This window comes from Streptomyces sp. NPDC050560, assembly GCF_044457285.1.
Taxonomy (GTDB): Bacteria; Actinomycetota; Actinomycetes; order Streptomycetales; family Streptomycetaceae; genus Streptomyces.
In genome coordinates this window covers 1-18,507 of sequence record NZ_JBITGT010000016.1, presented here as the reverse complement: position 1 = coordinate 18,507, position 18,507 = coordinate 1, and the positions used below count along the sequence as shown (strand labels likewise).

15 protein-coding genes, 3 tRNA genes and 2 pseudogenes are annotated in these 18,507 nt (G+C 71.6%); 7 read left to right on the top strand and 13 right to left on the bottom strand.

The annotated features are described in order from the left end of the window. Window positions 1-32 precede the first annotated feature (32 nt). From ACIBIW_RS30380 to ACIBIW_RS30370, 3 genes and pseudogenes are all read right to left on the bottom strand, one after another. On the bottom strand, window positions 33-1,181 hold the full coding sequence (locus ACIBIW_RS30380) for a D-alanine--D-alanine ligase family protein (RefSeq protein ID WP_399340645.1): 1,149 nt from the start codon (window positions 1,179-1,181) through the stop codon (window positions 33-35). A 111-nt stretch (window positions 1,182-1,292) separates the two neighbouring features. Beyond that, on the bottom strand, window positions 1,293-2,285 hold the full coding sequence (locus ACIBIW_RS30375; RefSeq protein WP_399340853.1) for an NAD(P)H-dependent glycerol-3-phosphate dehydrogenase: 993 nt from the start codon (window positions 2,283-2,285) through the stop codon (window positions 1,293-1,295). A gap of 652 nt (window positions 2,286-2,937) precedes the next feature. Beyond that, a pseudogene (locus ACIBIW_RS30370) lies at window positions 2,938-3,631 on the bottom strand (lysophospholipid acyltransferase family protein); the annotation flags it as partial. Between the two features lie 199 nt (window positions 3,632-3,830). Here ACIBIW_RS30370 and cofC point away from each other — a divergent pair. Together cofC and ACIBIW_RS30360 are read left to right on the top strand one after the other, a co-directional pair. Continuing rightward, on the top strand, window positions 3,831-4,466 hold the full coding sequence (gene cofC, locus ACIBIW_RS30365) for a 2-phospho-L-lactate guanylyltransferase (protein ID WP_399340851.1): 636 nt from the start codon (window positions 3,831-3,833) through the stop codon (window positions 4,464-4,466). Between the two features lie 291 nt (window positions 4,467-4,757). Next, window positions 4,758-5,030: a hypothetical protein gene (locus tag ACIBIW_RS30360; RefSeq protein WP_399340644.1), complete on the top strand. Its 273-nt coding sequence runs from the start codon at window positions 4,758-4,760 to the stop codon at window positions 5,028-5,030. 175 nt (window positions 5,031-5,205) lie between these two features. On the opposite strand, the gene ACIBIW_RS30355 is transcribed toward ACIBIW_RS30360, so the two are convergent. The 4 genes from ACIBIW_RS30355 to leuC form a co-directional block, all read right to left on the bottom strand. Further along, the gene (locus ACIBIW_RS30355) at window positions 5,206-5,832 is read right to left on the bottom strand and encodes an HU family DNA-binding protein (protein ID WP_399340643.1); all 627 of its coding nucleotides are present in this window, start codon (window positions 5,830-5,832) and stop codon (window positions 5,206-5,208) included. A 162-nt stretch (window positions 5,833-5,994) separates the two neighbouring features. Next, complete coding sequence (locus tag ACIBIW_RS30350) at window positions 5,995-6,222, bottom strand: hypothetical protein (protein WP_399340641.1); 228 nt, start codon at window positions 6,220-6,222, stop codon at window positions 5,995-5,997. Between the two features lie 270 nt (window positions 6,223-6,492). Continuing rightward, window positions 6,493-7,086: a 3-isopropylmalate dehydratase small subunit gene (leuD, locus tag ACIBIW_RS30345; protein ID WP_399340639.1), complete on the bottom strand. Its 594-nt coding sequence runs from the start codon at window positions 7,084-7,086 to the stop codon at window positions 6,493-6,495. Between the two features lie 7 nt (window positions 7,087-7,093). Beyond that, window positions 7,094-8,524, bottom strand: a complete 1,431-nt coding sequence (gene leuC, locus ACIBIW_RS30340) for a 3-isopropylmalate dehydratase large subunit (protein ID WP_399340636.1) — start codon at window positions 8,522-8,524, stop codon at window positions 7,094-7,096. A 193-nt stretch (window positions 8,525-8,717) separates the two neighbouring features. Here leuC and ndgR point away from each other — a divergent pair, with 193 nt between their 5' ends. After that, the gene (gene ndgR / locus ACIBIW_RS30335) at window positions 8,718-9,434 is read left to right on the top strand and encodes an IclR family transcriptional regulator NdgR (RefSeq protein WP_399340634.1); all 717 of its coding nucleotides are present in this window, start codon (window positions 8,718-8,720) and stop codon (window positions 9,432-9,434) included. A gap of 92 nt (window positions 9,435-9,526) precedes the next feature. Here the strand turns inward: ndgR and ACIBIW_RS30330 are convergent. The 6 genes from ACIBIW_RS30330 to ACIBIW_RS30305 all read right to left on the bottom strand — a co-directional run bounded on the left by ACIBIW_RS30330 (window position 9,527) and on the right by ACIBIW_RS30305 (window position 12,785). Continuing rightward, window positions 9,527-9,602 (bottom strand) — tRNA-Glu (locus tag ACIBIW_RS30330). Between the two features lie 81 nt (window positions 9,603-9,683). Next, window positions 9,684-9,756, bottom strand: a tRNA-Glu gene (locus tag ACIBIW_RS30325). A gap of 21 nt (window positions 9,757-9,777) precedes the next feature. Beyond that, a tRNA-Gln gene (locus ACIBIW_RS30320) sits at window positions 9,778-9,849 on the bottom strand. Between the two features lie 217 nt (window positions 9,850-10,066). Then, window positions 10,067-11,548 (bottom strand): glutamate--tRNA ligase, encoded by a 1,482-nt coding sequence (gene gltX / locus ACIBIW_RS30315; RefSeq protein WP_399340632.1) that lies wholly within the window; start codon window positions 11,546-11,548, stop codon window positions 10,067-10,069. Beyond that, window positions 11,541-12,326 carry a fumarylacetoacetate hydrolase family protein gene (locus ACIBIW_RS30310; protein ID WP_399340630.1) on the bottom strand — a complete coding sequence of 262 codons (786 nt, stop codon included), beginning with the start codon at window positions 12,324-12,326 and terminating at the stop codon, window positions 11,541-11,543. The genes gltX and ACIBIW_RS30310 overlap by 8 nt, the downstream gene beginning before the upstream one ends. Before the next feature lie 240 nt (window positions 12,327-12,566). Continuing rightward, on the bottom strand, window positions 12,567-12,785 hold the full coding sequence (locus tag ACIBIW_RS30305; protein ID WP_399340628.1) for a hypothetical protein: 219 nt from the start codon (window positions 12,783-12,785) through the stop codon (window positions 12,567-12,569). Window positions 12,786-13,353: 568 nt separating this feature from the next. Between ACIBIW_RS30305 and ACIBIW_RS30300 the strand changes: the two genes are divergently transcribed. The 4 genes and pseudogenes from ACIBIW_RS30300 to ACIBIW_RS30285 all read left to right on the top strand — a co-directional run. After that, complete coding sequence (locus tag ACIBIW_RS30300) at window positions 13,354-17,418, top strand: nitrate- and nitrite sensing domain-containing protein (protein ID WP_399340626.1); 4,065 nt, start codon at window positions 13,354-13,356, stop codon at window positions 17,416-17,418. Window positions 17,419-17,427: 9 nt separating this feature from the next. Then, window positions 17,428-17,841: a roadblock/LC7 domain-containing protein gene (locus tag ACIBIW_RS30295; protein ID WP_399340850.1), complete on the top strand. Its 414-nt coding sequence runs from the start codon at window positions 17,428-17,430 to the stop codon at window positions 17,839-17,841. A 144-nt stretch (window positions 17,842-17,985) separates the two neighbouring features. After that, window positions 17,986-18,396: a DUF742 domain-containing protein gene (locus ACIBIW_RS30290; protein ID WP_399340624.1), complete on the top strand. Its 411-nt coding sequence runs from the start codon at window positions 17,986-17,988 to the stop codon at window positions 18,394-18,396. Beyond that, a pseudogene (locus tag ACIBIW_RS30285) lies at window positions 18,377-18,507 on the top strand (ATP-binding protein); the annotation flags it as partial. The gene ACIBIW_RS30290 and the pseudogene ACIBIW_RS30285, both read left to right, overlap by 20 nt.

The following is an 18,507-nucleotide window of genomic DNA, read 5'->3' as shown; positions in this document are numbered from 1 at the left end:
GCGTTCGCGGGGTCTCTCGCGCGCGTGGGCGGCTAACGCAGCCCCGTCGGGCGGTCCAGGGCCGCCTGGATCAGGCGGTCGACGAGCTGCGGGTAGTCCAGGCCCGCGGCCTGCCACATGCGTGGGTACATCGAGATCGGTGTGAAGCCGGGCATGGTGTTGATCTCGTTGATGACGAAGCCGTCGTCGGTGAGGAAGAAGTCGGCGCGCACCAGGCCCTCGCAGGACGCGGTCTCGAAGGCGGCGACGGCGAGCCGCTGGACCTCCGTGGTCTCCTCGTCGGTGAGCGGCGCTGGCACGATGCCGGAGGCGGAGTCGATGTACTTGGCCTCGAAGTCGTAGAAGTCGTGGGCCGTGACGGGCGGGATCTCCGCGGGCACGCTCGCGCGCGGGCCTTCCTCGAACTCCAGGACGCCGCACTCGATCTCACGGCCCCGCAGCAGCGACTCGACGAGGATCTTCGGGTCGTGCCTGCGCGCCTCCTCCAGGGCCTCGTCGAGCCCCGCGAAGGAGTCGACCTTGGTGATGCCCATGGAGGAGCCGGCGCGGGCGGGCTTCACGAACAGCGGCCAGCCGTGCTCGGCGGCGAAGTCGGCGATCCTGCGGCGTGCGCCCTGCTCGTCGCGCTGCCACTCGCGCGGCCTGATCACCAGGTACGGGCCGACGGGGAGCCCGGCGGACTCGAACACCCGCTTCATGAACTCCTTGTCCTGGCCGACCGCGGAGGCGAGGACGCCGGAGCCGACGTAGGGGATGCCGGACAGCTCCAGCATGCCCTGGAGGGTGCCGTCCTCGCCGTAGGGCCCGTGCAGGACGGGGAAGACGACGTCGACCTCGCCGAGCACCTTGGGCACCGCGCCGGGCTCCGTGTAGACGGCCTCGCGGCTCGCCGGGTCCACGGGCAGCAGCACGCCGCCGCTTTCGGCGTCGGCCAGCTCCGTCACCGTCGGCACCCGCCGGTCGGCGATGGCCATGCGCTCGGGCGCGTCCGCGGTCAGCACCCAGCGGCCCTCGGCGGTGATGCCGATGGGCAGGACGTCGTACTTCGAGCGGTCGATCGCCCGCAGTACGGCACCCGCGGTGACGGTCGAGATGCCGTGCTCGGAGCTGCGTCCGCCGAAGACGACGGCGACGCACGGCTTGCGGTTCTCGTGCTTCTGGGGGGAGTTCTCGGCGCTCATCGCGTTGAGGGTACCCGCTGCCCTCCGCGGCGTCAGCGCGCGACGTGCCAGGGGACGTGGCGGCGCGACGACGGCGCGGCACGGCGCCGCCTGGTGGGCGGCGCCGCGGGGTCAGTGCCGTTCGGGCTTGGCGCTGCGGCCCATCAGCTCCTTGACGGCGACGACCGGCGAAAGGCCCTCGTGGACGATGCCGGCGACCGTCTCGGTGATGGGCATGTCCACCCGGTGCCTGCGGGCCAGGTCGAGGACCGACTCGCAGGACTTGACGCCCTCCGCGGTCTGCCGGGTGGCGGCGACCGCCTCCTCCAGGCTCATGCCGCCGCCGAGGTTGGCGCCGAAGGTGTGGTTGCGCGACAGCGGTGACGAGCACGTCGCCACCAGGTCGCCGAGCCCGGCGAGGCCGGAGAAGGTCATCGGGTCAGCGCCCATGGCCAGGCCGAGCCTGGTGGTCTCCGCGAGTCCGCGCGTGATCAACGAGCCCTTGGCGTTGTCGCCGAGCCCCATGCCGTCGGCGATGCCCACGGCGAGGCCGATGACGTTCTTGACGGCGCCGCCGAGTTCGCAGCCGACGACGTCGGTGTTGGTGTACGGGCGGAAGTACGGGGTGTGGCAGGCCGCCTGGAGCCGTTTGGCGACGTCCTCCGACCGGCAGGCCACGACGGCAGCCGCGGGCATCCTGGCGGCGATCTCACGGGCCAGGTTGGGCCCCGTGACGACGGCGGCGCGGTCGGCTCCGATGCCGGTGACGTCCTCGACGACTTCCGTCATCCGCATCGCGGAGCCGAGTTCGACGCCCTTGATGAGTGACACGAGCACGGTGTCGGGCGCGAGCAGCGGCCCCCACCGCGCGAGGTTGCCGCGCAGCGTCTGGGCCGGGACGGCGAGGACGGTGAAGTCCGCGCCCTCGGCGGCCTCGGCCGCGGAGGTGGTGGCGCGCACGTTCCCGGCCAGTGTCGCGTCCGGGAGGTAGTCCGGGTTGGTGCGGGTGGTGTTGATCGCGTCGGCGACGTCCTGGCGGCGTGCCCAGAGGGTGGTCTTGCAGCCCGCGTCGCCCAGGATCACCGCGAAGGCGGTGCCCCAGGACCCTGCTCCGTAGATCGCCACCCGGGGTGGCGGCGGCGTGGGGCCTGGCGAGGTGGTGCCTCTCACGTACCGGCCTCCGCACCGTCGTCGCCGCGCGCGGCACCGCTGTGCGCCGCCTTGCCCACGGCGGCGCCGTCGCCGGCACCGCCCTGCGGCGCGATACGGCCTGCGGCCGTGGTACCGGGCTTCGCGGTGCCCGACGGGGCTTCGTCCTGTGCGGCGTCGTGGGACGGCTCGCCCGCTACGTCCTCCGCGGCGTCCTTCCCGTCCTCGGCTACGTCTCCCGCTACGTTCCCCGCGGCCACGTCGCCCGCGACGTCGCCGTCCGGCGCTACGTGTCCGGCGTCATCCGCCACGCCGCCGTCCGCCGCTACGTGTGTCGCGTCTTTCGCGACATGTGTCGCGTCCTCCGCGACGTCGGCGACGTCGGCGTTGCTGGCGGCGCCCTGCGCCACATCTGCCGCTACGTCCCGCGCGGCGACCGCTCCGTCGGCTGCGGGCGCGGCGGAGCCGGTGTTCGCCTCCCCGGCCTCGTCGGCGCCGACAGCTTCGGGCTGTTTGTGTGCCTCGTCGCCGCTCTTCGCGGCCCCGGCACCGCCCTGCGGGGCGTCGTCCCCGGTCTGGGAGCGCTCCTGGGGGGCGTCCTTGCGACGGCGCTCCTTGAGGGCCTGCTTGTGGTCGTAGGGCGTCTTGGGGGCGTCCTCGCCGCGGATGACTTCGAGCTGCCGTGTGACGGCGGCCATGATGACCTCCGTCACCTCCTTCAGCAGCGCGGAGGTGATGGGCCGGTCGTAGAAGCGCGACAGGTCGACCGGGGGCCCCGCGAGCACATGGTGCGTCTTGCGGGGCAGCATGTCGGGCTTCTTCGCGTACGGCGGCAACAGGTGGTTGACACCCCACTGCGCGACCGGGATGACCGGGCACTTCGTCTCCAGCGCCACCCGGGCCGCGCCGGTCTTGCCCGTCATGGGCCACTGGCCGGGGTCGCGGGTGAGAGTGCCCTCGGGGTAGAAGGCGACGCATTCGCCGCGCTGCACCGCGGCGATGGCGGCGCGGAAGGCGCTCAGCGCGTCCTGCGAGTTCCGGTACACGGGAATCTGCTGGGTGCCCCGCATCACGGCGCCCGCGAATCCCTTGCTGAAAAGGCTGTCCTTGGCCAGGAAACGCGGAACGCGACCGGTGTTGTACTGGTAGTGGGCGTACGCGAACGGATCTACGTACGAATTGTGGTTGAGCACGGTGATAAAACCACCGTCGGCTGGCATGTTGTCCATTCCACGCCAGTCCCGCTTGATGACAGTCACCAGCACAGGTTTGCAAATGGCGGCCGCCAGGCGGTACCAGAAGCCGATTCTGCGGCGGGGCACACGTGCACCTTCCTCTAGGGCCTGACGGGCTGCACAAGTTTGGCCCGAGGCCGCCGGTCTGTCGAGCACACGGTACGCCCAGGCCCGTCGCGTCGCCTCTGTCCTGGCCCGGCCTTCAGACGCCTCACACCCCGGGGCGCACCTGGACGAATGCTGGTCAGGGGCCACAATGGGCGCGTTGCGAGGAGATGGAGTGTTCGTGCAGTGGAACCTGGTCATACCGCTGAAACCCCTGGTGCGGGCGAAGAGCAGACTGTCGGACACAGCGGACGACGGGGTGCGTCCGGGCCTTGCGCTGGCGTTCGCGCAGGACACGGTTGCCTCGGGGTTGGCGTGTGAATCGGTCGCCGATGTGGCGGTTGTCACCAACGACGACGTCGCGGGGCGGGAGCTTGCGGCGCTCGGCGCGGTGATCGTGCCCGACGTCCCGGACGCCGGTCTCAACGCCGCCCTGGTCCACGGCGCGGCTGCGGTGCGCTCCGCAAGGCCCGGTGCCGCGGTGGCGGCGCTCAACGCGGATCTGCCGGCGCTGCGTCCGCGGGAGCTGGTCCGGGTACTGGGGGCGGCGGCGCTGTGGCCGCGGGCGTTCCTGGCGGACAGCACGGGCGTCGGTACGACGTTGCTGGCGGCGGCGCCCGGGGTGGACCTCGCCCCTGCCTTCGGCACCGCGTCGCGGGCGCGGCACGCGGCGTCCGGCGCGGTGGAGCTGCTGACGACGGGGGTCGACTCGGTGCGCCAGGACGTGGACACCGGCATGGACCTGCGGGCCGCACTCGCGCTGGGTGTGGGCCCACGCACGGCAGCCGCCGCCGCTGGACTCCTCATCGCCGACTGAGGCGGCGGAAGCGGCGGCGCCCCGCTTCCTCAGCACACGCGCGCACGCGGCGAAGCCGCGGCGACGTATAGCGCACGCGCGCGTGGCTAGCAGCCGCGGCGACGTAGCGCGCGAGCCCGCCGCGACGTCTCCGCACCGTCACGCCCCACCCGCGCATGCCCGTGGCCCACGGCGACGTACCGACCCCGCCCGCCCCCACGGCCGCACCCGTACGCGCGCGCGTACTCGCGAGCCGCTGCGACGTATCCCTCCTCCGCGCGAACTCCCCGCCCACCGCCTACCCTGGCCCCCATGCAGGCCACCGCGTACACATACGACCCCGACTCCCGCAGCGGGAGTGTGCTGCTCGACGACGGGACGCCGGTGGCGTTCGACGCCGCGGCCTTCGACGCGGGCGGGCTACGGCTGCTCCGTCCCGGGCAGCGCGTGCGTATCGAACTGGCGGACGGGGAAACCCCCGAGGACGCCACGCACGCCAAGGACGGCGCGCATGCCGGGACCAACGAGGACAGTGCGGGTGCCGCCGGGCGGCGCATCACGCTCGTGACGCTTCAGACGCTGTAGGGCGCCCATCAGCGCCGCCGGAGACCCGCGGGTCGCGTAAACACCCAAGAGAGCCGCCGCAGGCGCAGCGCACCCGCCTCAGCGCGCGCCGTGCCCCCGTCCCGTACCGCCACCGGACACACCGCGGGCCGGACTCCCGGTGGGAGTCCGGCCCGGCGTGTGGTTCACCCCGTGATCACCTCTTGCGGGCGGTGGCCTTCTTCGCCGTGGTCTTGCGGGCCGCCGACTTCCTTGCCGGGGCCTTCTTGGCGGTGGCCTTCTTCGCCGGAGCCGACTTCTTGGCGGTGGACTTCTTGGCCGCCGAGGTCGCCTTCTTGGCGGTGGACTTCTTCGCCGCGGTGGTCTTCTTCGTGGCGGCCTTCTTGGCGGTGGTGGCGCGGGCCGTGGTCTTCGCCGTGGCCTTCTTGGTGGTCGCCTTCTTCGCCGTGGCCTTCTTGGCCGCCGCCTTGGCGGTGGTCCTGGTGCTGCCACCCGAAAGGCTGCCCTTGGGCGCCTTCTTGACGGCCACGTCGTTCTTCGGGAGCTTCTTGGAACCGCTCACCAGGTCCTTGAATCCCTGACCCGCGCGGAACCGCGGCACCGAGGTCTTCTTGACCCGGACGCGCTCCCCGGTCTGCGGGTTGCGGGCATAGCGGGCGGGCCTGTCGACCTTCTCGAACGACCCGAAGCCGGTGACCGACACGCGGTCCCCGCCGACAACAGCGCGGACGATGGCGTCCAGGACGGCATCGACCGCGTCGGCCGCCTGCTGACGCCCGCCCATCTTGTCGGCAATCGCTTCTACGAGCTGCGCCTTGTTCACGTCTTCCCCTTCGGAGACATCGCCAGAACGAATCTGTTCAAGCTTTTTCGCACGTTAGGCAGATATATACCGCAAATCAAACACGAAACGGCCTAATCACCCTTGTGCCGCAACGGACTCGGCCCACGTGCACGTCCGGGAGAGTCCGCGGCGGCCCGACGGTCAGTCGGCCGGGGGGAATCGGCCCTCGTCGAGGTCTGCGTTCAGTTGTTCCAGGCGCCTTGCGGCTTCGGCGAGGTCGTGCTTGGCCGCGGCCGTAATGACCAGCAGCTTCCGGGTCAGCGCCATCCGTACGCTCTCCGGGACTTGCAGTGCGCGCACCCTTTCGTGCGCGACCTTGAGCTGGTCCGCGACGACGCCGTAGAGACCCAGTTGGCTGTCGCGTTCCATGCACCGATTGTGCCATCTGAGGCGAGTTGTCGCCCGGGCGGGGCGCAACTGCGCCTCCCGGGTGTCCCGCCGAGCGGCCTTCACACCCCACCTTACGGATCTCCGTGAAGAACCGTTTCATCCTGCACCGTAGGCGAGTTGAGGCCAATCGGCGAGCCGTGGCGCGCAGAAAATCCGGGGCGGAAAGCCCGTACACGGATGTACCCCCAACCGGGGGCGGCAGGGGGTACATCCGGTGGTCCGGCGTGCGCTCGGCGACGCGGCGGGGGGTCAGGCGGGGAGGGTGCTCGGCTTGTGCGCGGGCCGCTTGGCCTCGTATGCGGCGATGTCGGCCTCGTCGCGCAGCGTGATGCTGATGTCGTCGAGGCCGTTGAGCAGCCGCCAGCGGGAGTTCTCGTCCAGCTCGAAGGCGGCCGTGACGCCCTCGGCGCGCACCTCGCGCTCCTGGAGGTCCACGGTGATCTCGGCGGCCGGGTCGTCCTCCGTCAGCTCCCAGAGGGCGTCCACGACCTTCTGGTCGAGGACCACGGTGAGCAGGCCGTTCTTCAGCGAGTTGCCGCGGAAGATGTCGGCGAAGCGGGAGGAGACGACGGTTTTGAAGCCGTAGTTCTGCAAAGCCCACACGGCGTGCTCGCGGGAGGACCCGGTGCCGAAGTCGGGGCCCGCCACCAGCACGGTGGCGCCCTGCCGCTCGGGCTTGTTCAGCACGAAGTCGGGGTCCTTGCGCCACGCCTCGAAGAGGCCGTCCTCGAAGCCGTCGCGGGTGACCTTCTTGAGCCAGTGGGCGGGGATGATCTGGTCGGTGTCCACGTTGCCGCGGCGCAGCGGTACGGCCCGGCCGGTGTGGGTGGTGAAGGCTTCCATGGTCTCCTCAGACTCCCGCGGGCGCAGGGGCGTCGGCGTCGGACAGGTCGGCGGGCGAGGCCAGATGGCCGAGGACCGCGGTGGCGGCCGCGACCTGCGGCGACACCAGGTGGGTGCGGCCGCCCTTGCCCTGCCGACCCTCGAAGTTGCGGTTGGAGGTGGACGCGGAGCGCTCGCCAGGGGCGAGTTGGTCGGGGTTCATGCCCAGGCACATCGAGCAGCCCGCGTGCCGCCATTCGGCCCCGGCCTCCTTGAAGACCTGGTCGAGCCCCTCCTCGACGGCCTGGAGGCCGACGCGCGCGGAGCCGGGGACGACCAGCATCCGTACCCCGTCGGCGACTTTGCGCCCGGCGACGACGGCCGCCGCGGCGCGCAGGTCCTCGATGCGTCCGTTGGTGCAGGAACCTACGAAGACGGTGTCCACGGTGATCTCACGCAGCGGCCGGCCCGCGTCCAACCCCATGTACTCCAGGGCCTTTTCGGCGGCGAGGCGCTCCGAAGCGTCTTCGTACGAAGCGGGATCGGGGATGCTCGCGGACAGCGGCGCGCCCTGGCCCGGGTTGGTGCCCCAGGTGACGAAGGGGGCCAGTTCCGCGGCGTCGATGAGGACCTCGGCGTCGAAGACGGCGTCCTCGTCGGTGCGCAGGGTGCGCCAGTAGGCGACGGCGTCGTCCCAGTCGGCCCCGGTGGGGGCGTGGGGGCGGTCCCTGAGATAGGCGAAGGTGGTCTCGTCGGGGGCGATCATGCCCGCGCGGGCGCCCGCCTCGATCGACATGTTGCAGATGGTCATGCGGGACTCCATCGAGAGCTTCTCGATGGCGGGGCCGCGGTACTCGATGACGTAGCCCTGGCCGCCGCCGGTGCCGATCCTGGCGATGATGGCGAGGATCAGGTCCTTGGCGGTGACGCCCTCGGGCAGTTCGCCCTCGACGGTGACGGCCATGGTCCTGGGGCGGGCCATGGGCAGCGTCTGGGTGGCGAGTACGTGCTCCACCTGGGAGGTGCCGATGCCGAAGGCGAGGGCGCCGAAGGCGCCGTGGGTGGAGGTGTGGGAGTCGCCGCAGACCACGGTGGTGCCGGGCTGGGTGAGGCCGAGCTGGGGGCCGACGACGTGCACGACGCCCTGCTCGACGTCGCCGAGCGAGTGCAGCCGCACGCCGAACTCGGCGCAGTTCGCGCGCAGGGTCTCGAGCTGGACGCGGGAGACCGGGTCGGCGATGGGCTTGTCGATGTCGAGGGTGGGGGTGTTGTGGTCCTCGGTGGCGATGGTCAGGTCGAGGCGGCGCACCTTGCGGCCGTTCTGCCGGAGCCCGTCGAACGCCTGGGGGCTGGTGACCTCGTGCAGCAGATGCAGATCGATGAAGAGGAGGTCGGGCTCGCCCTCGGCGCGCCGGACGACATGGTCGTCCCAGACCTTCTCCGCGAGTGTCCTACCCATCGCTTTCCCTCCGGCCCGGCGTCGTCGCCCGGCCCAACTAGAGACATGGCCCCGCCGCGGGGTGCACGCGGGCGTCATGTGTACGTCGGCGGTCGTACGGGCCGTGGGTCCGCGGCCGCTATGACATACAGCGTGACAAGTTCCACGCCATATTGAACTTGCGTTTCACAGAGTGAGACGCGAGTATCGTTGCATGGACAACTCTAGTGGCGTCGGCGTACTGGACAAGGCCGCGCTCGTGCTGAGCGCGCTGGAGTCGGGGCCCGCCACCCTCGCGGGGCTGGTGGGGGCCACGGGGCTCGCCCGGCCGACGGCGCACCGGCTCGCGGTGGCCCTGGAGCACCACCGCATGGTGGCGCGCGACATACAGGGCCGTTTCATCCTGGGGCCGCGTCTTGCGGAGCTGGCCGCGGCGGCGGGCGAGGACCGCCTGCTGGCGACGGCGGGCCCGGTGCTGACGCATCTGCGGGATGTCACGGGCGAGAGCGCGCAGCTCTACCGCCGCCAAGGCGACATGCGTATCTGTGTGGCCGCCGCCGAGCGTCTCTCCGGTCTCAGGGACACGGTGCCCGTGGGGTCGACGCTGACGATGAAGGCCGGTTCCTCGGCGCAGATCCTGATGGCGTGGGAGGAGCCGGAGCGGCTGCACCGGGGGCTCCAGGGGGCGCGGTTCACGGCGACGGCGCTGTCGGGGGTGCGGCGCAGGGGCTGGGCGCAGTCGATCGGTGAGCGGGAGCCGGGGGTGGCGTCGGTGTCGGCTCCGGTGCGCGGTCCGTCGAACCGCGTGGTGGCGGCGGTGTCGGTGTCGGGTCCGATCGAGCGGCTGACGCGGCACCCGGGGCGTATGCACGCGCAGGCCGTGATCGACGCGGCCGGGCGCCTCTCGGAGGCCCTGCGCCGCCCGAACTGACCCGTGCCCCGGGGCGCGAAGGCGCCCCGGGCACGATCCCGAACCCCAGCCGGTGAAAAAGAAAGCCCTCCCCCAGGTGGGAAGGGCAAAGCTGGTACCCCCGACCGGATTCGAACCGGCGCTACCGCCTTGAGAGGGCGGCGTGCTAGGCCGCTACACAACGGGGGCCTGGCGATCCCACCCGGCCTTGCCGGGTGATGTCACCGCGGGATCGGTGGGCGCTACCCAGCCGTCCCGCGGGATGGACCGTACCCCCGACCGGATTCGAACCGGCGCTACTGCCTTGAGAGGGCAGCGTGCTAGGCCGCTACACAACGGGGGCCTTGCAGAGATGCTCTGCGAGCTGGGCTACCAGGACTCGAACCTAGACTAACTGAACCAGAATCAGTCGTGCTGCCAATTACACCATAGCCCACCATCGGACAATCCCCTGACGGGGTTTCCTTGGTGTGCGCCCTTCCGGCCCTGCCTTTCGGCCTGTCCGGCGGCGCAGGAAGAACATTACCCGAAGGTCGACGGCGCTCCAAAACGGTATTGGCGCGGGGGCCCGGGCGCCGTCGGCGCCACCGGGGGCGTCCGGGCGGGCGGCACGCGCGCGTGGTGCCCACCCGGGCGCCACGCGCGCGCGTGCGCTACGCCGCGAGGCGCGCGAGGGCGGCGTCGACGCGGGCCAGGGTGCGCTCCCTGCCGAGGACCTCAAGGGACTCGAAGAGCGGCAGTCCTACGGTGCGTCCGGTGACGGCGACGCGTACCGGCGCCTGGGCCTTGCCGAGCTTGAGGCCGTGCTCCTCGCCCGCGGCGACGACGGCGCCCTTCAGGGCCTCGGCGTGCCAGGCGGCGGGCTCCAGGGCGGCGAGCCGCTCCCGCGCGGTCCTCAGCAGGGCGTCGGAGCCCTCCTTCATGGCCTTGGCCCAGGAGGCGTCGTCGCGTACGGGCTCGGTCAGGAAGAGGAAGTCGACGTTGCGGGTGATGTCGGAGAGGACCGTGACGCGGGTCTGGGCGAGCGGGGCGACGGCGTCGAACGCGGCCTGGTCGAAGTCCTCGGGCGCCCAGGGGGCGTGGGGCGCGCGCAGCCAGGGCTCGCAGAGCCCGGCGAAGGTCTTCTCGTCGAGGAGACGGATGTGGTCGGCGTTGATCGCCTCTGCCTTCTTGAGGTCGAAGCGCGCCGGGTTGGCGTTCACGTCGGCGATGTCGAAGGCCGCGACCATCTCGTCCATGGAGAAGACGTCGCGGTCGGCGGAGAGCGACCAGCCGAGCAGGGAGAGGTAGTTGAGGAGCCCGGCGGGCAGGAAGCCGCGCTCGCGGTAGAGGTTGAGCGAGGACTGCGGGTCGCGCTTGGAGAGCTTCTTGTTGCCCTCGCCCATGACGTAGGGCAGGTGGCCGAACTCGGGGACACGCTCGGCGATGCCGAGGTCGATGAGGGCCTGGTAGAGGGCGATCTGGCGCGGGGTGGAGGAGAGCAGGTCCTCGCCGCGCAGTACGTGCGTGATCCGCATCTCGGCGTCGTCGACGGGGTTGACGAGGGTGTAGAGCGGGGCGCCGTTGGCGCGGACGATGCCGTAGTCGGTGACGTGCTCGGGCGCGAAGCTCAGCTCGCCGCGGACGAGGTCGGTGAAGGTGATCGTCTCGTCGGGCATGCGGAAGCGGACGATGGGGGTGCGGCCCTCGGCCTCGTAGGCGGCCGCCTGCTCGGGCGTGAGGCTGCGGCAGTGGCCGTCGTAGCCGGAGGGGCGTCCGGCGGCCCTGGCGGCCTCCCTGCGGGCGTCCAGCTCCTCGGTGGTGCAGTAGCAGCGGTAGGCGCGGCCGGCCTCCAGCAGGCGCTCGGCGACCTCGCGGTAGCGGTCCATGCGCTGCGACTGGCGGTACGGGGCGTGGGGGCCGCCGGTCTCGGGGCCCTCGTCCCAGTCGAAGCCGAGCCAGCGCATGGCGTCGAGGAGCTGCTCGTACGACTCCTCGGAGTCCCTTGCCGCGTCGGTGTCCTCGATGCGGAAGACGAAGGCCCCGCCGTGGTGGCGCGCGTACGCCCAGTTGAACAGGGCGGTGCGGACCAGGCCCACATGGGGGTTGCCGGTCGGGGAGGGACAGAAACGTACGCGGACGGTGCCGTTAGCCACGCTTGATCACCTTGTTGGTGAGAGTGCCGATGCCTTCGATGGAGACGGCGACCTCGTCGCCGGGGCGCAGGGGGCCGACCCCCGCGGGGGTGCCGGTGAGGACGACGTCACCCGGCAGGAGGGTCATGGCCTCCGTGATGTTGACGATCAGGTCCTCGATCGGGTGGATCATCTCGCTGGTGCGGCCGAGCTGGCGCTGGTCGCCGTTGACCGTGCACTGCACGGTGAGGTCGTTCGCCGCGGCGAGCGCGATGTCGGTCTCCACCCAGGGGCCGAGGGGGCAGGCGGTGTCGAAGCCCTTGGCGCGCGCCCACTGCTTCTCGCTGCGCTGGAGGTCGCGGGCGGTGAGGTCGTTGGCGCAGGTGTAGCCGAAGACGACGTCGGCGACGCGCTCGTGGGGCACCTCGCGGCAGAGCCTGCCGATGACGACGGCCAGTTCGGCCTCGTGGTGGACGTCCTCGGAGACTGCCGGGTAGACGATGTCGTCGCCGGTGCCGATCACGGAGGTCGACGGCTTGAGGAAGGCGAACGGGACGGGCGGGACCTCGTTGCCCAGCTCGGCGGCGTGCTCGCGGTAGTTGCGCCCGTAGGCGACGACCTTGCTGGGGAGCACGGGCGGCAGCAGCCGTACCTTGCCGAGCGGGACCTTCGTACCGGACAGTTCGAAGTCCGTGTACGGGATGCCTTTGATGATGTCGAGGACGAGGTCACCGGGGTCGGTGCCCTCTACCGCGCCAAAGGCGACATTGCCGTCGATGGAGAATCTGGCGATGCGCACGGGATTGCCTGTGCCCCTCACTGAACCGGCCGGAATCTGACGCCTCAGGCTAACGCGAAGGCCGTGGGGGCCCGCACGGCGAAGGGCTCGCGCGGGGCCTGTTCAGTGGGTGTTCCCGGGGCCGTCCGTTTCCGCCGGTGTTCCCGGGGCCGGTCGGCCGCCCCGCGCGGGCGCGTGTGCGGGGCGACGCGGAGTCCGCGGGACGGCGGGGCGGTGCGGGCGCGGCGCCCGTTGCGCGCGTTAGGCGAGGGGCTGCTCGGGGATTCCGGCGGCCGCGGGGTCGTCGACGAGGACGGTGCGGCGGGGGTTGGCGGTCCTGAGGGGCAGCCGCTCGGTGTTCTGGTGGCTGGGCTGCGGGGTCAGCTCCGCGGCGTCGGCGAGGTGGGCCAGGGTGGTGCGCCGGGGGTTGGCTATGGTGCGGAACATCGCTGACGTCGCTGTCGTCACCGTCGTCTTCATGGCGGTCCTGGCTGCCTTTCGTCGGGACTTTTCACTTGGCACGCTTCTGTAAAGCGCCAGATTAAACATCGAATTCCCGGCAGTTGGCCGAAAGCGGCCATGATCTGCGTGTGAGTTTGCTCACGAATCCCATCCCATAAAGGGGCAAACCAGGGCGGCGAATGATCATTTCGAATCGGACATTCTCCACCCGAGCCCACCATTCCACCCCGGATGGTTCCGTGGGTCGAACACTTCCGATCATCCGTGGTCAGCGGCGGGTCACTACCAAAAGTCCGTTATGTAGGAGATCACTTCCTACGTCACGTGACGTAGTCCTCACGGGCTGTCACGCGGGTCACAGGCTGGTACACGGCCCTTGTTGGAGATCCCGCACTGTGCTGGAATTCCCGGGACCGCCGCGGGAAACGGGGCCGGCGCACAGGGGCGAGACCCAAGCCCCGGGTGGCGACGGAAGGGGGCCAGCGCCGGTCGCTCAGACCACAACGGGGTGCTCAGTGCCCCATGACGCCGACACCGTCCCATCCGGTAACGCGGGGGGACGCCTGGTCCAGAGGTTGCGACGCTAGTGCAGGGACGTTTCAAGAGGGATGGCAGCGCTTCGGCCGGGCCGGAGCCGCAGGGCGGGCCCGAGCGTGGTGCCCAGGCCCAGCACGCCCAGAACACGGGGCCGCAGCCGTCCGGCGACGGTGGTGATTCCACCGACCGCGCGTCGGCCCCCGGTGGCGCACAGCCCCCCAAGCCGGCCCCGGCGCCCAAGCAGCAACTGGGTCCGGGACCGCGAATAGCGATGCGCAACTGGCGCATTTCCACCCGTGTGGTCTCCCTGCTCGCGCTTCCCGTGGTCGCCGCGTCCACCCTGGGTGGTCTGCGCATCAACGACTCGCTGGACGACATCAGGCAGCTCGACAACATGAAGCTGCTGACCGACATGACGAAGCAGGCGACCCAGCTCGCCAGCGCGCTCCAGGAGGAGCGCGACTCGTCGGCCGGTCCGCTCGCGCACGGCACCAAGCAGACCGACTTCGACATCAAGGGTCCGCGTGCCGCGACCGACCGGGCGCAGAAGGCGTTCATCGAAGAGACCGAGGAGATCGACAAGGCCGACGGCCGCGAGGGTCTCGAAGGCGTCAGGTCCAGCATCGTCCAGATCACGGGCCAGCTGAACAACATCAAGGTCATCCGCAAAGAGGCGTTCTACGACCAGCAGTCGTCCTCGCAGACCGTCGACGCCTACAGCCAGTTGGTGCAGCAGCTCCTGGCCCTCACGGAGGACATGGCCCAGGCCACGTCCAACCCGGAGATGGTCCAGCGCACCCGCGCGCTCGCCGCGTTCTCCTCCGCGAAGGAATACGCCTCCGTACAGCGCGCCGTCATCGCCGCCGCGCTGCCGGGCAACAGCACCCAGGCGGGCGACCTCTCGGAGACCGACCGCCGCTACGCCCTCGCCGCCTCCGACAAGGAGCGCTCCGAGCTGGCCATCTTCAGCGGCATCTACACCGGCAACTCGGACACGCTGCTCCAGCCGCTCGACGACGGCAACCCCACCGTCAAGGAAGCAAGCAACTACATCCAGCAGGTGCTCACCCAGCCCGACGGGATCAAGCGCCAGGAGAAGCGCTCCTACAAGGACTGGCTCGACGCGGACTCCACCAAGCTGGAGGCCATGGACAAGATCGAGCTGACGCTGCTCAGCGAGATGGAGCAGAAGGCGCGCGACCTGCGCGACGAGTCCAAGCAGAGCGCGATCATCTCCGGCGCGCTCATCCTGATCGTCCTCGGTGTCTCGCTCGTCGGCGCGTTCGTCGTCGCCCGGTCCATGATCCGCTCGCTGCGCCGCCTCCAGGAGACGGCGACCAAGGTCGCCCAGGACCGGCTGCCCGAGCTGGTCAAGCAGCTCTCCGAGTCCGACCCGCAGGACATCGACAGCTCCGTCGAGTCCGTCGGTGTCCACTCCCGTGACGAGATCGGCCGGGTGGCCGCGGCGTTCGACGACGTCCACCGCGAGGCGGTGCGGCTCGCCGCCGAGCAGGCCCTGCTGCGGGGCAACGTCAACGCGATGTTCACCAACCTCTCGCGCCGCAGCCAGGGCCTCATCCAGCGCCAGCTCTCGCTGATCTCCGAACTGGAGTCCCGCGAGGCCGACCCGGACCAGCTCTCCTCGCTGTTCAAGCTGGACCACCTCGCGACCCGTATGCGACGCAACGGCGAGAACCTCCTGGTCCTCGCGGGCGAGGAGCCGGGACGGCGCTGGACGCGCCCCGTCCCCCTCGTCGACGTGCTGCGCGCCGCGGCGTCCGAGGTGGAGCAGTACGAGCGGATCGAGCTGGCGGCGATCCCGGCGACCGAGGTCGCGGGACGCGTCGTCAACGACCTCGTGCACCTGCTCGCCGAGCTGCTGGAGAACGCCACGTCGTTCTCCTCGCCGCAGACCAAGGTGAAGGTCACAGGACACGCGCTGCCGGACGGCCGGGTGCTGATCGAGATCCACGACACCGGCATCGGCCTCTCCCCCGAGGACCTCGCCGCGATCAACGAGCGGCTGGCGTCGCCGCCGACCGTGGACGTCTCGGTCTCCCGCCGCATGGGCCTCTTCGTGGTCGGCCGCCTCTCCCAGCGGCACGGCATCCGTATCCAACTGCGCCCCTCCGACTCCGGCGGTACGACGGCGCTCGTCATGCTGCCCGTGGACGTCGCGCAGGGCGGCAGGAAGGCCCCGGCCGGCAAGCCCGGCGCACCGGCGGCAGGCGGTCCCGCCGCGGCGCAGGCCGCCGTCGGCGCCGCTGCCGCCAGGCGCCCGGGAGGCGTGGGCGCGCAGGGCCCGGAGCGGGCGGGACGGCTCGGCGCGGGAGCGCCGCCGCGCGGCCAGGTCGGCGCCGGTACGCCGCCGCGGCCCGCGCTGCCCTCGCGGGGCGGCGACGGCGGCCCGCAGGAGCCCGGCGGCTTCCCGGCGGGAAGGCCGGTGCCCGCGAGCGCGGGGGCTTTCGACGACCGCGGTGTGCCCACGGGCAACAGGAGCGAGGCGCCGCCGCAGCGCCAGGGCCGTGGGCGGCCGGGCGACGCGGGCAGGCCGCAGCTTCCGCCGCGCGGCGGTCCGCGCGCGGAGCTGCCCGGTGGCAACCCGCAGCCGCAGCAGTCCGGGCCTCCCCGGGTGACGAGCTGGGGCGGCGAGGGCGCGCAGCAGCAGATGCCGCGTCCCGGGCGCGACGACGCGCCGCGCGGCCACGAGGAGCCGGAAGGGCCCTCGGTGTTCGCCAGGCGCGGCGAGCGCGGCGGCCCCGGCTCGACGTCGGAGCTGCCGCGGATCGGCGGCGAGCGCCCCGGTGCGGGTGGCGCCGCCGAGGAGCCGCGGTTCGGTCCTGGCTCCACGTCGGAGATCCCGCGGATCACGGACGAGCAGCAGGGCCCCGGGTCCACCTCGCAGTTCCCGGTGCCCGACTACGACGCGCCGCCGCCCGGCGCGGGCACCGGCGGGCAGTACGTGCGCCCCGACGTGTTCGGGCCGCCGCGCTCCGCGGCGCAGCGCCCGGGGCCGGGCTTCGACGCGCGCCGCTCCGGCGGGCAGGACACGGGCGCGTTCGCGTCGCCCGGTTACGACGAGCGCGGCGGTGCGCCGGAGAACACGGGCTCGTACCCCATGCCCGGCGGCTACGACACCCAGGGAACGGGCCAGTACGCCACCCCCGGCTACGAGGAAACCCCCTCCGGCCAGTACCAGACCCCCGGCTACGACAACCCCCAAGACCCCAGCACCAGCGGCCAATACCCCACGCCCGCCTACGACGAACGCGGCGCAGCACCCGAGAACACCGGCTCGTACCCCATGCCCGGCGGCTACGACGGCCGTCCGGGGGCCGGTGATCCTGCCGCCACCGGACAGTTCGCGGCGCAGGGCTACGACGAGTCGCCGTCGGGGCAGTACCAGGCCCCTGGCTACGGGGAGCGGCCGCCCGCGCGCGGGGAGAGCACCGGCTCGTTCGAGCGTCCCGGGTTCTCCGACGGGCCGCCGCAGCGTCCGCAGCAGCAGCGCGGGATGTTCGACGCGGCCAGGCCGCCGCTTCCCGGGCGGCCCGACGCGGGCGGCATCCAGCGGCGCCCCACGCGTCCCACGGGCGGCGGTTCGCTGCCGCCGTCGAACGGCCAGGGCGACGGGCGCACACCGCTGTACGACACGCTGGAGACCAACTGGTTCCGCGGCGGCGGCTCCCAGGGCCCCGAGCAGGTGCCAGGGCAGCGCGGCGGGGGCGGCGAAGGACGCCCCGACGGCGCGGGCGTCGGTACCGGCGGTCTGAACGGCGCGAACGGCTCCCAGGGGCAGAACGGTGCGAACAGCTCCTCCCCCTGGCGCAGTTCGCCCAATGACGAGCTCGGCCGCCAGGCCGAGCGGGTCCGCCAGCCCACGGCGGGCGGCGTCACCACCTCGGGACTGCCGCGCCGTGTACCGCGCGCCAATCTCGTCGCGGGTACGGCGCAGCAGCAACAGCACCAGGCCGGTCCGCAGGTGTCGCGTGCGCCTGATGACGTGCGCGGTCGGCTGACCAATCTTCGTCGGGGCATCCAGCAGGGACGCCAGGCCGGTACCGGCTCGGCTACCGGCAGCTTCCCGAGCCCCACTCACCAGCAGGAGCGTTAGTTGAGCCCGATGAGCCAGGCGGCCCAGAACCTGAACTGGTTGATCACCAACTTCGTGGACAACACCCCCGGGGTGTCCCACACCGTGGTGGTCTCCGCCGACGGACTCCTTCTGGCGATGTCCGAAGGCTTCCCCCGAGACCGCGCCGACCAACTCGCCGCCGTCGCCTCGGGACTGACCTCACTGACCGCGGGCGCGTCCCGCATCTTCGAAGGCGGCACGGTCACACAGACCGTCGTGGAGATGGAGCGGGGATTCCTGTTCATCATGTCCATCTCCGACGGCTCCTCGCTGGCCGTGCTCGCCCACCCCGAGTGCGACATCGGCCTGGTCGGCTACGAGATGGCCCTGCTCGTCGACCGCGCGGGGGCGGTACTCACCCCCGATCTACGCGCAGAACTCCAGGGCAGCCTGCTCCACTAGGGCGACCGTGAACCACCGCCCCCACCGCCACCGTCCCGATCACCGACCGTACGAACCACCCAACCGTCCGGCCGCCACACACAGTTCCCCCACCGGCTCTGTCAGACGGCACGCAGACCACCTGCTGTCCCGCCCGGAGGATTCATGACCCCGCCCACCGCCTCTCACGATCCGTACGGAGCGTCCCACCATGCCCCGTACGGGCCGGAGGGCGACCAGCCGCTGGTCCGTCCGTACGCGATGACCGGCGGCCGGACCCGGCCGCGGTACCAGCTCGCCATAGAGGCGCTGGTGAGCACGACCGCCGACCCCGCACAGCTCATGGGGCTGCTCCCCGAGCACCAGCGGATCTGCCACCTGTGCCGCGAGGTCAAGTCGGTGGCGGAGGTCTCCGCGCTGCTGTCGATGCCGCTGGGCGTGGCGCGGATTCTCGTCGCCGACCTGGCGGAGGCCGGGCTCGTCGCCATCCATCAGCCCGGCGGCGACGAGAACGCCGGCGGTCAGCCGGATGTGACACTGCTGGAAAGGGTGCTCAGTGGACTACGCAAGCTCTGAGGGGGCGCGCTCGACGACCTCGGCGAAGATCGTGGTGGCCGGCGGGTTCGGCGTGGGCAAGACCACGTTCGTCGGCGCGGTCTCGGAGATCAACCCGCTACGCACCGAAGC